Source organism: Micromonospora haikouensis, assembly GCF_900091595.1.
Taxonomy (GTDB): Bacteria; Actinomycetota; Actinomycetes; order Mycobacteriales; family Micromonosporaceae; genus Micromonospora; species Micromonospora haikouensis.
This window is the reverse complement of sequence record NZ_FMCW01000002.1, coordinates 109,180-123,456: the sequence shown is the minus strand read 5'-3', so window position 1 is coordinate 123,456 and position 14,277 is coordinate 109,180. Positions and strand designations below refer to the sequence as shown.

Annotated in this window: 12 protein-coding genes and 2 pseudogenes; 7 read left to right on the top strand and 7 right to left on the bottom strand. The window is 76.6% G+C overall.

Going from position 1 to position 14,277, the window contains the following annotated elements; all coding sequences use genetic code 11:
- Nucleotides 1-39 precede the first annotated feature (39 nt).
- A pseudogene (locus GA0070558_RS02265) lies at nt 40-1,456 on the top strand (FGGY-family carbohydrate kinase).
- An 85-nt stretch (nt 1,457-1,541) separates the two neighbouring features.
- Nucleotides 1,542-1,883, top strand: a complete 342-nt coding sequence (locus tag GA0070558_RS02260; protein ID WP_091275023.1) for an STAS domain-containing protein — start codon at nt 1,542-1,544, stop codon at nt 1,881-1,883.
- 43 nt (nt 1,884-1,926) lie between these two features.
- On the opposite strand, the gene GA0070558_RS02255 is transcribed toward GA0070558_RS02260, so the two are convergent.
- The 3 genes from GA0070558_RS02255 to GA0070558_RS02245 form a co-directional block, all read right to left on the bottom strand.
- Nucleotides 1,927-2,556, bottom strand: a complete 630-nt coding sequence (locus tag GA0070558_RS02255; protein ID WP_077940288.1) for an MBL fold metallo-hydrolase — start codon at nt 2,554-2,556, stop codon at nt 1,927-1,929.
- On the bottom strand, nt 2,553-3,641 hold the full coding sequence (locus tag GA0070558_RS02250; RefSeq protein WP_091275019.1) for an S-(hydroxymethyl)mycothiol dehydrogenase: 1,089 nt from the start codon (nt 3,639-3,641) through the stop codon (nt 2,553-2,555). The genes GA0070558_RS02255 and GA0070558_RS02250 overlap by 4 nt, the downstream gene beginning before the upstream one ends.
- Before the next feature lie 107 nt (nt 3,642-3,748).
- Nucleotides 3,749-5,218 (bottom strand): MFS transporter, encoded by a 1,470-nt coding sequence (locus GA0070558_RS02245; RefSeq protein WP_256091713.1) that lies wholly within the window; start codon nt 5,216-5,218, stop codon nt 3,749-3,751.
- Between the two features lie 145 nt (nt 5,219-5,363).
- On the opposite strand from GA0070558_RS02245, the gene GA0070558_RS02240 reads away from it, so the two are divergent.
- Nucleotides 5,364-6,815 carry a cryptochrome/photolyase family protein gene (locus GA0070558_RS02240; protein WP_091275016.1) on the top strand — a complete coding sequence of 484 codons (1,452 nt, stop codon included), beginning with the start codon at nt 5,364-5,366 and terminating at the stop codon, nt 6,813-6,815.
- Between the two features lie 47 nt (nt 6,816-6,862).
- On the opposite strand, the gene GA0070558_RS02235 is transcribed toward GA0070558_RS02240, so the two are convergent.
- The 3 genes from GA0070558_RS02235 to GA0070558_RS02225 are packed head-to-tail and all read right to left on the bottom strand — an operon-like array spanning nt 6,863 to nt 10,186.
- Nucleotides 6,863-7,714 (bottom strand): alpha/beta fold hydrolase, encoded by an 852-nt coding sequence (locus GA0070558_RS02235; RefSeq protein WP_091275012.1) that lies wholly within the window; start codon nt 7,712-7,714, stop codon nt 6,863-6,865.
- Nucleotides 7,711-8,646 (bottom strand): SDR family NAD(P)-dependent oxidoreductase, encoded by a 936-nt coding sequence (locus GA0070558_RS02230; protein ID WP_091275008.1) that lies wholly within the window; start codon nt 8,644-8,646, stop codon nt 7,711-7,713. Before GA0070558_RS02230 ends, GA0070558_RS02235 begins: the two co-directional genes overlap by 4 nt.
- 25 nt (nt 8,647-8,671) lie before the next feature.
- On the bottom strand, nt 8,672-10,186 hold the full coding sequence (locus GA0070558_RS02225) for a flavin-containing monooxygenase (RefSeq protein WP_091275006.1): 1,515 nt from the start codon (nt 10,184-10,186) through the stop codon (nt 8,672-8,674).
- Nucleotides 10,187-10,309: 123 nt separating this feature from the next.
- Here GA0070558_RS02225 and GA0070558_RS02220 point away from each other — a divergent pair, with 123 nt between their 5' ends.
- Nucleotides 10,310-10,555 (top strand): archease, encoded by a 246-nt coding sequence (locus tag GA0070558_RS02220; RefSeq protein WP_091275003.1) that lies wholly within the window; start codon nt 10,310-10,312, stop codon nt 10,553-10,555.
- Nucleotides 10,556-10,563: 8 nt separating this feature from the next.
- Here GA0070558_RS02220 and GA0070558_RS02215 read toward each other — a convergent pair.
- Nucleotides 10,564-11,983 (bottom strand): annotated as a pseudogene (locus GA0070558_RS02215) (RtcB family protein).
- Nucleotides 11,984-12,071: 88 nt separating this feature from the next.
- Here GA0070558_RS02215 and GA0070558_RS02210 point away from each other — a divergent pair.
- The 3 genes from GA0070558_RS02210 (at nt 12,072) to GA0070558_RS02200 (ending at nt 14,195) form a co-directional block, all read left to right on the top strand.
- Nucleotides 12,072-12,881, top strand: a complete 810-nt coding sequence (locus GA0070558_RS02210) for an SDR family oxidoreductase (protein ID WP_077940280.1) — start codon at nt 12,072-12,074, stop codon at nt 12,879-12,881.
- A 123-nt stretch (nt 12,882-13,004) separates the two neighbouring features.
- Nucleotides 13,005-13,883 (top strand): pentapeptide repeat-containing protein, encoded by an 879-nt coding sequence (locus GA0070558_RS02205; RefSeq protein WP_091275000.1) that lies wholly within the window; start codon nt 13,005-13,007, stop codon nt 13,881-13,883.
- Nucleotides 13,884-13,964: 81 nt separating this feature from the next.
- Nucleotides 13,965-14,195, top strand: coding sequence for a hypothetical protein (locus GA0070558_RS02200; RefSeq protein ID WP_077940278.1), 231 nt, complete (start codon nt 13,965-13,967; stop codon nt 14,193-14,195).
- The last annotated feature ends 82 nt before the right edge of the window (nt 14,196-14,277 follow it).

Here is a 14,277-nt window from a genome sequence, read left to right as displayed (position 1 = left end):
ACAAATTCCTGCCCGTGTCCCCGAGCCGCAGGAGGGCCCGTGCCGCTCGTGGCCGGAGTCGACTCGTCGACCCAGTCGTGCAAGGTCGTCGTCCGCGACGCCGACACCGGCAGGCTGGTGCGCGAGGGGCGCGCGCCGCACCCGGCCGGCACGGCGGTGCCGCCGGCCGCGTGGGAGGCCGCGCTGGCCGACGCCGTCGCGCGGGCCGGCGGCCTGGACGACGTGGCGGCCGCCTCGATCGCCGGGCAGCAGCAGGGCATGGTGTGCCTCGACGCCGACGGCGCGGTGGTCCGGGACGCCGTGCTGTGGAACGACACCCGCTCGGCCGGTGCCGCCGCCGACCTGATCTCCGACCTCGGCGGCGGCGAGGCGGGCCGGCGGGCCTGGGCCGAGGCGGTCGGCCTGGTGCCGGTCGCCAGCTTCACCGTCACCAAGCTGCGCTGGCTGGCCTCGGCGGAACCGCGCAACGCCGCCCGTACCGCTGCGGTGTGCCTGCCGCACGACTGGCTGACCTGGCGGCTGTCCGGCGCGCCGGGGCTCGACGCGCTGCGCACCGACCGCAGCGAGGCCAGCGGGACCGGATACTGGTCGGCCGCCACCGGCGACTACCGCCGGGACCTGTTCGGGTTGGCGTTCGGCCGCGACGACGTGCTGCTGCCGCAGGTGCTCGCGCCGACCGGCCGGGCCGGTCGGCTGCGCACCGGCGCGCCGCTGGGCGCCGGCGCCGGCGACTGCGCCGGGGCGGCGTTGGGTGTCGGCGCCGGGCAGGGCGACGTGATCGTGTCGATCGGCACCTCCGGCATCGTGTCCACCGTCTCCGACGTGCCGGCCGCCGACCCGAGCGGGATCGTCGCCGGGTTCGCCGACGCGACCGGCCGGTTCCTGCCGCTGGTGTGCACGCTCAACGCCGCCCGGGTGCTGGACGCGGCCGCGGCCATGCTGCGGGTGGACCACGCGGGGCTGTCGGCGCTGGCGCTGTCGGCCCCGGCGGGCGCCGACGGGCTGGTCCTGGTGCCCTACCTGGAGGGCGAACGCACCCCGAACCGCCCGCACGCCACCGGCGCCGTGCACGGGCTGACCCTGCGGACCTCCACGCCCGCGCACCTGGCCCGCGCGGCGGTGGAGGGCATGCTGTGCGCGCTCGCCGACGGGCTGGACGCGATGCTCGCGCAGGGCGCGACGGTCGACCGGGTCATCCTGGTCGGCGGCGGCGCTCGCTCGGAGGCGGTACGCCGGATCGCGCCCGCCGTCTTCGGCCGCCGCGTGCTCGTCCCCCCCACCCGGGGAGTACGTCGCCGACGGCGCCGCCCGCCAGGCGGCCTGGATGCTGTCGGGCGGGCCACAGCCGCCACCGTGGACGATCGGGCAGGCGGAGACGCACGAGGCGGACGTCGTGCCGGCGATCCGCGAACGGTACGCGGCCGCCAGGGCGAACATCGTCGACCGCGCCGACTGACGGCGGCGCGCTCTTCCTCGACGGCCGGGCGGCCGGCCTGTGCCTCTACGACCGGCGGATCTTCTCCACCGAGTGGTGCCAGGCGATGATGTCCGCGCACCCGGCCGCCGCCGCCCCGGCGTGCGGGCCGCGGTGGACGCCGCTGCTGCGCGCCCACCGCACGGCCGACCCGGCGGGGCTGCGGCTGGTGGGGCAGGTCGACCGCAGCAACCGGGACGCCTTCGCGGCGCTGCTCGCCGCGGTCACCGAGGAGACGCCGGCGCGGCAGCCCGTCGTGCTGGACCTGTCCGGGCTGAGCTTCGTCGACGTGCGCTCGGCCGCGACGCTCGTGCGGGCCGGCCCGCGCGGCGTGCGGCTGGTCGGCTGCCGGCCGGGGCTGGCGCGGCTGCTGGAGCTGGTGCGCGGCGGCCTGGCCGACGAGGACTGACGCCGGCCGGCCGGGCATCCCCGGCCGGCCGGCGTGCTGACCGTCAGTGGCCCCGGGCCAGCCACTGCGCGAGGTGCGGCTCCTCCGCGCCGATGGTGGTGCTGTCGCCGTGGCCGGTGTGCACGACCGTCTCCGGGGGCAGGGTGAACAGCCGGGTCCGGATCGACTCGATGATGGTGCCGAAGTCGCTGTACGAGCGGCCCGTCGCCCCCGGCCCGCCGGCGAAGAGGGTGTCGCCGGTGAAGACGACGCCGAGTGCCGGGGCGTGCAGGCTGCACGCCCCGGGGCTGTGCCCGGGGGTGTGCAGCACCCGCAGTTCGGTGCCCGCCACCTCGACCGTCGCGCCGTCGCGCAGCTCGCCGTCGGGGGCCACGTCGGGGTGCACCATGTCCCACAGCACCCGGTCGTCGGGGTGCAGCAGCACCGGCGCGCCGGTGGCCCGGGCGAGCTGCGGGGCGACCCGCACGTGGTCGTCGTGGGCGTGGGTGGCCAGGATCGCCACCACCCGCCGGCCGCCGACCGTACGCAGGATCGCGTCGACGTCGTGCGGGGCGTCGACGACGACGCACTCGCTGTCGTCGCCGATCACCCACACGTTGTTGTCGACGTCGAAGGTCTGCCCGTCGAGGGAGAACGTGCCGGAGGTGACGGTGTGGTCGACGCGGGCGGTCACGGGAAGACCACCACCGACCGCAGCACGTCACCGTGGTGCATCCGGGTGAACGCCTCCTCGACCTGGTCCAGGGCGATCTCCTCGGTGACGAACGCGTCCAGGTCGAGCCGGCCCTGCAGGTACAGCTCGGTGAGCAGGGGGAAGTCGCGGCTGGGCAGGCAGTCGCCGTACCAGCTGGACTTGAGGGCGCCGCCGCGGCCGAACACGTCCAGCAGCGGCAGCTCCACGCTCATCTGCGGGGTGGGCACGCCGACCAGCACGACTGTGCCGGCGAGGTCGCGGGCGTAGAACGCCTGCTTCCACGTCTCGGGCCGGCCGACGGCGTCGATGACGACGTCCGCGCCGAATCCGCCGGTGGCGGCCCGGATCGCCTCCACCGGGTCGTCCTCGGAGGCGTTGACGGTGTGGGTGGCGCCGAACCTGCGGGCCCAGTCGAGCTTGCGGGAGTCGGTGTCCACCGCGACGATCGTCGTCGCGCCGGCCAGGGCCGCGCCGGCCACGGCGGCGTCACCGACCCCACCGCAGCCGATGACGGCCACGGAGTCGCCGCGGGTGACACCGCCGGTGTTCATGGCCGCGCCGAGACCCGCCATCACCCCGCAGCCGAGCAGGCCCACGGCGGCGGGCCGGGCCGCCGGGTTGACCTTCGTGCACTGCCCGGCGTGCACGAGGGTCTTCTCGGCGAACGCGCCGATGCCCAGCGCCGGCGACAGGACGGTGCCGTCGGTGAGCGTCATCTTCTGGGCGGCGTTGTGGGTGGCGAAGCAGTACCACGGCCGGCCCCGGCGGCAGGCGCGGCATACCCCGCACACGGCCCGCCAGTTGAGCACCACGAAGTCGCCGGGGGCGACGTCGGTGACGCCGTCGCCGACCTGCTCGACGATCCCGGCGGCCTCGTGGCCGAGCAGGAACGGGAACTCGTCGTTGATGCCGCCCTCGCGGTAGTGCAGGTCGGTGTGGCAGACCCCGCACGCCTGGACGCGGACCACCGCCTCGCCGGGCCCCGGGTCGGGCACCACGATGGTGGTGACCTCGACCGGCGCGCCCTTGCGCCGTGAAATGACTCCCCGGACTTCCTGGCTCACGATTCCTCCTGGTCCACGCACTTGTCGGTGTCGCCGCCACCGGGCCCCGGCCGACGACGCGGTACGCGTCGGCGGGCTGCCCGCGCCGATCACGTTCCCCGGCGAAACTACCGCCGATCACCTCGCCGGACCCACCGACGTGCGGGGGTTACCACCGGCGGGGCGGCCTGGACCGGTTCGGCCGGTCGGCCGATGCTCTGCGCGGCGGCGAGGACCCGGCGGGCGGCGGTGCGGTAGCGCAGCACCTGGACCGCGCCGAGTGCCCAGAGGGCGTACTGCACGGCGAAGGCCCACCGGAACGCGGCCAGGTCGGGGGCGGCCCGGCCGGCGGGGGTCGCCAGGTCCAGCACGATCCCGACGGCCAGCACGAGCGCGATCGAGGCGACGAAGCCGCCCACGTTGACGATGCCGATGGCGCTGCCGATCCGGCTGGCCGGGTTGAACGTGCGGGCGTAGTCGAAGCCGATGACGGAGCCGGGGCCGTTCGCGGCGAGCACCAGCACCAGCACGACCAGCAGCCAGCCCGGGGCGCGGCCCGGCCAGGCGAGCACCACCGCCCACACCGCGGCGGTGGCCGCGGTGACGGCGAGCACGAGCACCGAGCGGCGCAGCGGGTAGCGGGCACACAGGTGGGCGACGACCGGGCCCGCCGCCAGGCTGGCCAGGGTCATCAGGGTGAGCAGGGACGCGGCGGCGGTGGGTGCCATCTGCTGCCCCTGCACCAGGAACGGGTACCCCCACAGCAGGGCGAACACCGAGCCGGAGAACTGGGCGACGAAGTGCGTCCACAGGCCCAGCCGGGTGCCGGGCTGCGCCCAGGCCGCGGCGAGCTGTCGGCGTACCGTCGTCAGGTCGGGGGCCGGCACGGCGGCCGGCCCGCGGTGCGGGGTGTCCCGGACGACCGCGACGACCATGGTGAGCACGGTCGCGCCGAGCGCGGCGGCGCCGAGGAACGCCGGGGTCCAGCCCGCGTGGTGCAGCAGCGCGACCAGCGGCACAGCGCCCAGCACCGCGCCGAGCTGACCGAGGGTGCCGGTGAGCTGCACCATCATCGGGTTGCGCCGGCCGGGGAACCAGAACGCGACGATGCGCAGCACGCTGATGAACGTCATCGCGTCGCCCAGGCCGACCAGCACCCGGGCGGCGACGGCGAGGCCGACGTCCGTGGCGACCGCGAAGCAGAGCTGACCGGCGACCATCAACGCGCCGCCGGCGAGGATCAGCCGCCGCGAGCCGTACCGGTCGAGCAGCACGCCCACCGGCACCTGCATCGCCGCGTACACGGCGAGCTGGGCGACGGTGAAGGTGGCCAGCGTGGCCGCGCTGATGTCGAAGCGGTGCGCCGCGTCGACCCCGGTGACGCCCAGCGAGCCGCGGTGGAACACCGCCGCCACGTACGCGCTGAGGGCGACGGCCCAGACCCCGACGGCCCGCCGGCCGGGCGCGGCGGTCGCCTCGACCGCGGCGGCGGCCTCCACGGCGGTGGCGTGCAACGCCCGGTCGGCGGCCATCAGCGCGGCGACGTCGCCGGCCGCCGCGCGGCGGCGCCCGCCACCGGGCTGGGATGCGTCATCCATCCATGATGGCGTCGCTCGCGCCGGTGTCCGCCACGGGCGGGCGGAACGTGGCGCGGCCCACCCGGGCGGCGCTGTGGCGTGCGCCACCTGATGGACACGCCGGTGCCGGGCGGCGGCGTCGGAACGGACTGGGCAGAATCGACACATGTCTTCCCGCCGGTGGCTGCTCGCCGATCAACTCGGGCCCCACTTCCTCGACGACGCGGCGCAGCCGGTGCTGCTCGTGGAGGCCCGGGAGCTGTTCCGGCGCCGCCCGATGCACCGACAGAAGGCCCACCTGCTGCTCTCCGCGCTGCGGCACCGCGCCGCCGAGCTGGGTGACCGGGCCCTGCTGGTGCGCGCCGGCACGTTCCGGCAGGCGCTGGAGCGCGTCGACGGGCCGGTCGAGGTCTGCCACCCGCCGTCGCGGGCCGGGCTGGCCTTCGCCCGCTCGGTGCCGGGGCTGACCGTCCTGCCGCCGCGTGGTTTCCTCGTCCGCCGGGAGGACTTCGCGGCGTGGGCCGACGCCGACCGCCGGGGGCCGCTGCGGGTGTCCGACTTCTACCGCTGGGCGCGGCGCGAGCACGGCGTGTTCGAGGGCCCGCCGGGGCGGGTTCCCCGCCGTCCCCGCCGCGCCGACACCGCCGGGCTGGTGGCGCCGGCTCCCCCACCGATCGTGGAGGACGACATCGACGCGGAGGTCCGCGCCGAGCTGGACGGCTGGGAGCGCGACGGCGTGCGGTTCGTCGGCCGCGACGGCCCGCGCCGCTACCCGGCCACCCACGCCGAGGCCGACGCGAGGCTGCGGCACTTCGTGGCGCACCGGCTGCCCGACTACGGCCGCTACCAGGAGGTGATGAGCGCGGGCGACCCGCTGCTGACCCACAGTGTGCTGTCGTCGTCGTTCAACCTGGGGCTGCTCGACCCGGCGGAGGCGGTCCGGGCCGCCGAGGGCGCCTGGCGGGAGGGGGCCGCGTCGCTGTCGGCGGTGGAGCCGTTCATCCGGGGGCTGCTGGGCTGGCGGGAGTTCCTCTGGCAGCTCTACTGGTATTACGAGCCGGGCTACCGGGGCGGCAACTGGCTGGCCGCGACCGAGCCGCTGCCCGACTGGTTCGCCGGGCTCGACGCCGACGCCGTGGAGGCGCGCTGCCTGGCCGACGTGCTCGCCGGGGTCCGCGACCGCGCCTGGGCGCACCACGCGCAGCGCCTGCTGGTGCTCGGCAACTACGCGTTGCAGCGCGGCTGGCGGCCGGCGGAGCTGGCGGACTGGTTCCGGGACTGCTTCGTCGATGGCGCCGACTGGGTGATAAACGCGACCGTCATCGGCATGAGCCGGTACGCCGACCTGGGCCGCATCGACACCCGCCCGTACGCCGTCGACGGCCGCTACATCGACGAGCTCAGCGACTACTGCACCGGGTGCCGCTACCAGCCGGAGACGACGCTGGGCGACCTGGCCTGCCCGTACACCGGGGGGTTCGACGCGTTCCTGCACCGCAACCACGACCGGCTCGTCGGCGACGCGCGGCTGGCCGCGGAGCTGGCCGAACGCGACGACCCGCAGCTACGCGACGCGGTGCTGGCGCAGGAGGACAAGCGCGGCAGCAGCCCGCCCTGACGCAGGCGGCGGCGCGTCGGTTCACCTGCGCCGCCGGTCGGCGTGCGTCAGTGGTCGGCGGGGCGGCCCGCCCAGAAGCCGGTGACGAGGCGGTGGAACTCCTCGGCCCGCTCGATCTGCGGCAGGTGCCCCGTGTCGGCGAACAGGTGGGTGCGGGCCCGGGGCAGCCGGGCCCGGGCGGCGTCGAGGTGGGCGGCGGGCAGGATCAGGTCCCGGTCGCCCCAGACGACCAGGACGGGCCGGTCCAGCCGGGCCACCGCGTCGAGCAGTTCCTGACGCCACGGCGCGGCGACGCCCCGCACCGTGCCGAGGCTGGCGACGAGTTCGCCCATCACCCGGGCGGCGTGCGGGCGGCGGGCCACCGCCAGCGCCTCGGCGAGGCGGGCGGCGGTGACGTGCCGCCGGTCGTGGAACAGGGCCCGCTCGGTGCGGCGGGCCACGGCCCGGCTCGGCCGCAGCAGCAGCCGGGCCAGCGGTCGCACCGCCAGCAGCCGCAACCCGATGGTCACCTCGCGGCCGAAGCCGGCACTGGCGACCAGCACCAGGCTGGCCACGCGGGCCGGGTCGTCGACGGCCAACCGCATGGCCACCGCCCCGCCGAGGGAGTTGCCGACCAGGTGGGCGGGGCCGGTCACGCCGAGCGCGTCGAGGCAGTCGGCGGCGGCCCGGGCCAACGCCGGCAGGGTGTGCGGCTCGTCCAGCGGCGCGGACCCGCCGTGCCCGGCCAGGTCGAGGCTGATCACCCGGTGGTCGCGGGCGAGCCGCCCGTGCAGCTCGGCGAAGTCGGCGAGGGTGCGGCCGATGCCGTGCAGCAGCACCACGGGCGGGCCGTCGCCGGTGACCCGGCACCGGGCGACGCGCCCCCGCACCGTGACGATGGTGTCGGCCGGTCCGCTCACCCCGGCTCCCCCGCCGGCCCGTCGGCCGCCCCGCTGCCCCGGCTGCCGGCCGGCGCGGCGGGGCCGGGCACCGCAGGCCGGTTCACGGCGGGCGCCGGCGCGGCGGCGGGCCGGTTCACGGCGAGGGCGAGCACCCGGCCATACCCTGCGGGGGCGAGCCGGGCCAACAGGTCGGGCAACCGCGCCGACCAGCCGATCAGCACCCGCCCCCGACGCCGCTGCACACCACGCAGGATGGCCTCGGCGGCGGTCGCCGGGTCGATGGACAGCAGCCGCTCGAAGCGGCGGCGGGCGGCCTCGTACTCCTCGACGGGCACCCCGCTGCCGACGCGGGCGTCGGCGGCGATGCGGGTGCGGATGCCGCCGGGGTGCACGCACGTCACCCCGACGCCGTCGCCGGCCAGCTCCTGGCGCAGCGCCTCGGTGAAGCCCCGCACGGCGAACTTGCTGGCCGCGTAGGCGGCCTGCCCGGCGGGGGCGATGAGCCCGAAGAGGCTGGACACGTTGACCAGGTGCGCGCCCGGCTCGGCCTTCAGGGCGGGCAGCAGGGCGTGGGTGAGCTGCACCACGGCCCGGAAGTTGACGTCGACCACCCAGCCGAACTCGTCCAGGGTGACCTGGTCGAAGCGGCCGCCCAGCGCGACACCGGCGTTGTTGACCAGCAGCCGCAGCCGCGGGTGCCGCCGCCGCAGCTCCTCGGCCACCCGGGCCGTGGCGGCGGCGTCGGCCAGGTCGACCACGACGGTGTCGACCTGCCGGCCGGGGTGGGCGGCGCGCAGCGCGGCGGCCACGGCGGCGAGCCGGTCGGCGTCGCGGTCGAGCAGCACCAGGTCGGTGCCGCGCCGGGCCAGGCCGTGGGCGACGGCCTCGCCGATGCCGCCGGCCGCCCCGGTGACCACGGCCGTGCCGGCCGTGAAGTCGAACCTGCGCACGTCGATCTCCCTTCGCCCCGCCCGGTCAGCCGACGCCGCTGCCGGCCGGGTGGGCCGGGTCGCGTCGCTGCGTCGGGGACACCTGCGGGGCGCGCGAGAACCGCACGCCGGCGTCGGTGAGCCGGCCGTGCCGCATGAGCAGCACGTCACGGACGTAGTTCTGGTGCAGCCGCCACGGCGCGGACGCGCCCTGCTTGGGCAGCGCGTCGACGCTGCGCAGCACGTAACCGGCCTTGAGGTCGATGATCGGCTCCAGCGGGCCGCCGGTGGGGGCCAGCGGGGTGACGATCTGCTGGCCGGTGGCGTCCAGGTGCCGCAGCAGCCGGCACACGTACGTGGCGACGAGGTCGGCCTTGAGCGTCCAGGAGGCGTTGGTGTAGCCGATGGTCATCGCGAAGTTCGGCACCTGCGACAGCATCATGCCCTTGTAGGCGACCGTCGCGCCGAGGTCGACGTCCCGCCCGTCGACGGTGAGCGTCATGCCGCCGAGGGCGAGCAGATCGAGTCCGGTGGCGGTGACGACGACGTCGGCGGTCAGCTCGACGCCGGAGGCGAGCCGGATGCCGGTGGGCGTGAACGTGTCGATCCGGTCGGTCACCACGTCGGCGCGGCCGGTGCCGAGGGCGGCGAACAGATCCCCGTCGGGGGCCACGCACAGCCGCTGGTCCCACGGGTCGTAGCGGGGGGAGAAGTGCCGGTCGACGTCGTAGCCGGCCGGGAGGCGACCGGCCGCCGCGCGCCGCAGGAACCGCTTGACCAGCGTCGGGGCGCGGCGGCTGAGCTGGAAGTTGGCGGTGCCGAGCAGCACGTTCTTCCACCGCACCACCGGGTACGCGGCCTTCGCCGGCAGCCAGCGCCGCAGCGCGTCGGCGAGCACGTCGCGCGACGGCAACGCGATGACGTACGTCGGTGAACGCTGCAGCATCGTCACGTGGGCGGCCCGCCGCGCCAGGGCCGGGACGAGGGTGACGGCGGTGGCGCCGCTGCCGACCACGACCACCCGCGCGTCGGTGTGGTCGAGGTCGGCCGGCCAGTGCTGCGGGTGGACCAGCCGCCCGGTGTACGAGTCGACGCCCGGCAGGTCGGGGGTGTAGCCGGCGTCGTAGCGGTAGTAGCCGGAGCAGACGAACAGGAATCCGCAGGTGACGGTGACGTCCTCGCCGGTGTCGTCGCGGTGGGCGCGCACCGTCCAGCGGGCCGTGGCGCTGTCCCACCGCGCGGCGAGGACCCGGTGGTGGAACCGGATGTGCTGGTCCACCCCGTACTCGCGGGCGGTGTCACGCACGTACGCGCGGATCGACTCGCCGTCGGCGATGGCGCGCGGGTTCGTCCACGGCTTGAACGCGTAGCCGAGGGTGAACATGTCCGAGTCCGACCGTATGCCCGGGTAGCGGAACAGGTCCCAGGTGCCGCCGATCGCGTCGCGGGCCTCCAGCACCGCGTACGTCTTGTCGGGGCAGGTGCGGCGCAGGTGGCAGGCCGCGCCGACGCCGGAGAGGCCGGCGCCGACGATCAGCACGTCGACGTGCTCGCAGGCCATGACGTGTCTCCCGTCGCAGGCGGTGAAACGGACACTATCCACCGCCGTCGACGGCGGTCAACGCCCGGCCTCGGGTGGCGCGATCGGGACCGGGGCGGGCCCGGCGGCCGGCATGATCGGGGCATGCGGTCAGGATCGGGGCGGGGCAGGCGCAGTGTCGCGCACACCGCCGACGTGCGGATCGAGGCGTGGGCGCCGGACCGGGAGGGCTGCGTGGCCGAGGCCGTGGCGGCGATGGTGGAGACGTTCGCCGACACCACCGGCGCGGTGGAACTGGTCGGCGCGGTGCCGAAGGCGGTGGCCCTGCAGGAGCTGCGCTTCGGCCCCGGCCCGCGCGGCTGGTCCTGCGCGGTGACCCTCGACGTGTGAGCGCCCGCTCAGCCCTTGACCACGCCGAGCGGCACCAGCCGGGCCACCCGCCGGCACAACCCGGCCGCCTCGGCGACGTCGACCACCGCCGACACGTCCTTGTACGCCTGCGGTGTCTCCTCGGCCAGCCCCCGCCACGACGCCCCCCGCACCGCGATGCCCCGCGCCTGGAGGTCCCGGCGCAGCTCCTGCCCGCGCACCGACCTTCCCGCCTGCGCGCGGCTGCGCACCCGGCCCGCCCCGTGGCAGGTCGAGGCGAACGCGGGCGCACCGGCCACGCCGGTGAGCACGTACGAGGCGGTGCCCATCGAGCCGGGGACGAACACGGGCTGCCCGGCGGCGCGCAGGTCGGCGGGCAGCTGCGGGTGCCCGGGCGGCAGGGCCCGGGTGGCGCCCTTGCGGTGCACGCACAGCCGCCGGTCCGCCCCGTCCACCCCGTGCGTTTCGATCTTGGCGAGGTTGTGTGACACGTCGTACACCAGGTGCAGGCCGCTGCCGGCGGTGCCGGCGAAGACCCGGCGGGCGGCGGCGGTGAGCAACTGCCGGTTGGCGCGGGCGTAGTTCGCGGCGGCGACCATCGCCCCCAGGTACGCCCGGCCCTGCGGCGACCGCACGGGCGCGCAGGCCAGCTGCCGGTCGGGCACCTCGATGCCGTGGCCGGGCATCGCCCGTTCCATCGCCCGGACGTGGTCGGTGCAGATCTGGTGGCCCAGGCCCCGCGACCCGCAGTGGATCATCACGACGACCTGGCCGGCGCGCAGCCCGAACGCCGCCGCGACCGCCTCGTCGTGCACCTCGTCGACCGCCTGCACCTCCAGGAAGTGGTTGCCGGAGCCGAGGCGGCCCACCTGCTGCTGGCCGCGCTGCACGGCGCGGTCGCTGACCTGCCCGGGGTCGGCGTCCTCGCAGCGCGCCGGCGTCCTCGCAGCGCGCCAGGTCGCGGGGCACGCCGTGGCCGCGTTCGACGGCGTAGCGGGAGCCGCCGCGCAGCACCGCGTCCAGTTCGGCCCGGTCGGCCAGCTGCCACACCGCGCCGCGGCCCATGCCGCGCGGGATCGCCGCGTCGAGGCCGTCCATCAGCGCGTCGCGCACCCTCGGCAGGTCGGTCCGGTCGAGGTCGGCGGCGAGCAGCCGCACCCCGCAGGAGATGTCGAAACCGACGCCGCCCGGGGAGACCACGCCACCGGCGGCCACGTCGGTGGCGGCGACGCCGCCGATCGGGAACCCGTACCCCCAGTGCACGTCGGGCATCGCGTACGAGGCGCCGACGATCCCGGGCAGGGTCGCCACGTTCGCCACCTGCTGCGGCCACCGGTCCTCGTCGACGTGCGGGATCAGCTCCCGGGAGGCGAACACGACCCCCGGCACCCGCATCGGATCGCGCCGGTCGATCCGGAACCGGTACGGCGACTCCTCGACCAGCTCCATGGCGCTGCGGCTACCCGCCCGGCGGCCGGCTACACGTCGCGGCCGCACCCCGGCGGTTCGACGCCGCCAACGGGGGTAGTGCCCCCGCATGCCTCAGCGTTACGACGACTATCCCCGCATCGCGATCATCACCGGCGCCGACTCCGGCATCGGCAAGGCGTGCGCGGTGGCGCTCGCCGACGCCGGCTTCGACATCGGCATCACCTGGTACGGCGACGCCGACGGCGCCCGGCGCACGGCCGACGAGGTACGCGCCGCCGGCCGCCGCTGCGCCACCGCCGAGCTGGACCTGACCCGGCTGCCGGACGCGGCGGCCGTCGTCGACGAGCTGGCCGACCGGCTCGGCGGGCTCGGGGTGCTGGTGAACAACGCCGGCACGGGCGCGTCCGCGCCGTTCGTCGAGACGAGCTGGCAGCAGTGGCGCGACGTGCTGGCGGTGGACCTGGACGGGCCGTTCCTGTGCGGTCAGCGGGCCGCCCGGCGGATGCGGGCGGCGGGCACCGGGGGCCGGATCGTCAACATCACCAGCGTCCACGAGCACGCCCCCCGGGTGGGTTCGTCGGCGTACTGCGCCGCGAAGGGCGGGCTGGGCCTGCTGACCCGGGTGATGGCGCAGGAACTGGCCGCCGACGGGATCACCGTCAACGCGGTCGCCCCCGGTGAGATCGCCACCCCGATGACCGGGCAGGAGGACGTCGACCCGCTGACGCAGGCGCGCCCCGGGGTGCCGGTGGGGCGGCCCGGCGACGCCCGGGAGGTCGCGGCGGTGGTGGCGCTGCTGGCCTCCCCCGCCGCCGCGTACGTGACCGGGGCGTCGTGGCCGGTCGACGGCGGGATGCTGCTGATGGGCCCGCAGGCGGGCTCGCACCTGAGCGCCGACGACTGGCGGCAGGGCTGACGGCCACGACACTGGCCGCCGGCGGCCCCACCCGGTGTCCGGGGTGGGTGGCCGCCGACGCGACAATGGGCGGGGCCCGGGGGTGTCCCGGCGCTGTTGCGGCGTCTTCGAGGAGGGCCCGACGTGTCCGAGACCGCCCCGCCCGACTCCGGCGACGAGTTGCGGGCCGACTGCGCCCGCTGCGTCGGGCTGTGCTGTGTCGCGCCCGCGTTCGCCGCCTCGTCGGACTTCGCCGTGGACAAGCCGGCCGGGCGGCCGTGCCCGAACCTCGGCGACGACTTCCGCTGCGACATCCACCGGGACCTGCGGGCCCGGGGCTTCCCCGGGTGCACCGTCTTCGACTGTTTCGGGGCGGGCCAGCGGGTCGCCCAGGTCACCTTCGCCGGCCGGGACTGGCGGTCGGCCCCCGGCGAGGCGACCCGCATGTTCGACGTGTTCGCCGTGCTGCGGCCGCTGCACGAGCTGCTGTGGTATCTGACGCAGGCGGTGACGCTGACCGCGCCGGGGCCGCTGCGCGTCGAGCTGGACGCGGCGCTGGCGCAGACCCGGCGGCTGGCCGGCGGCACCGCCGCGCAGCTGCTGGCCGTGGACGTCGACGCGCACCGGGGGCGGGTGAACCCGCTGCTGGTGCGGGTGAGCGAACGGGTCCTGGGTGAGCGGGCCGGCGCGGACCGGCGGGGGGCGGCGCTGGTCGCCGCCGACCTGCGCCGGGCCGACCTGGTGGGGGCGAACCTGCGCGGCGCGGTGCTGCTCGGGGCGGACCTGCGGGGCGTGGACCTCACGCTGGCCGACCTCACCGGCGCCGACCTGCGGGGCGCGGATCTGCGGGGCGCGGACCTGCGCGGGGCGCTGTTCGTGCACCAGTCGCAGGTCGACGCGGCCCGGGGCGACCACCGCACCGGTCTCCCGGCGACGGTGACCCGCCCCGCGCACTGGTCGCTGCCGGTCGTCCCGGTCCGCCGCCGCGGCGCGAACCCGGCGGGCCGGGTCCGCCGCCGCTGACCGGCCGACGCTCGACCCGGGCGGCGCTCACCGCCGGCCCGGGGGACGTTTGCGGGCCGGCCAGCCGGGCACGAGGGCCCCATGACCAGTGAGCGACGCTACGACCGTGCCAGCACCGACGAGCCGGACGGCGTGCCGGCCATGGAGGCCTCCCTGCGCCCGCCGGGCGATTCGGTGCGCACGAGCACCGACAGCGGGGACGACTTCGCCGATCTGCCGGCCGAACAGGCCCGCCCGGCCCGGGACACCAGCCGGGCCGGCTACGACGTCGACGCCGTCTCCGGCGCCGCCGACCCTTCCCGCGAACCCTGACCTCTCACCCGGCGGGCGGTGTCGGCGACGTCAACCGTCGTCGTGGGTCGTCGAGGAGTGCGGGGCGCGACCTGGGCCGCCG

Excerpts from the sequence above, each read along its gene's own strand:
- GA0070558_RS02260 (WP_091275023.1), top strand. The coding sequence starts at position 1,542 with ATGATGTCCGCGCACCCGGCCGCCGCCGCCCCGGCGTGCGGGCCGCGG.
- GA0070558_RS02245 (WP_256091713.1), bottom strand. The coding sequence starts at position 5,218 with ATGGATGACGCATCCCAGCCCGGTGGCGGGCGCCGCCGCGCGGCGGCC.
- GA0070558_RS02240 (WP_091275016.1), top strand. The coding sequence starts at position 5,364 with ATGTCTTCCCGCCGGTGGCTGCTCGCCGATCAACTCGGGCCCCACTTC.
- GA0070558_RS02225 (WP_091275006.1), bottom strand. The coding sequence starts at position 10,186 with ATGGCCTGCGAGCACGTCGACGTGCTGATCGTCGGCGCCGGCCTCTCC.
- GA0070558_RS02220 (WP_091275003.1), top strand. The coding sequence starts at position 10,310 with ATGCGGTCAGGATCGGGGCGGGGCAGGCGCAGTGTCGCGCACACCGCC.
- GA0070558_RS02210 (WP_077940280.1), top strand. The coding sequence starts at position 12,072 with ATGCCTCAGCGTTACGACGACTATCCCCGCATCGCGATCATCACCGGC.
- GA0070558_RS02200 (WP_077940278.1), top strand. The coding sequence starts at position 13,965 with ATGACCAGTGAGCGACGCTACGACCGTGCCAGCACCGACGAGCCGGAC.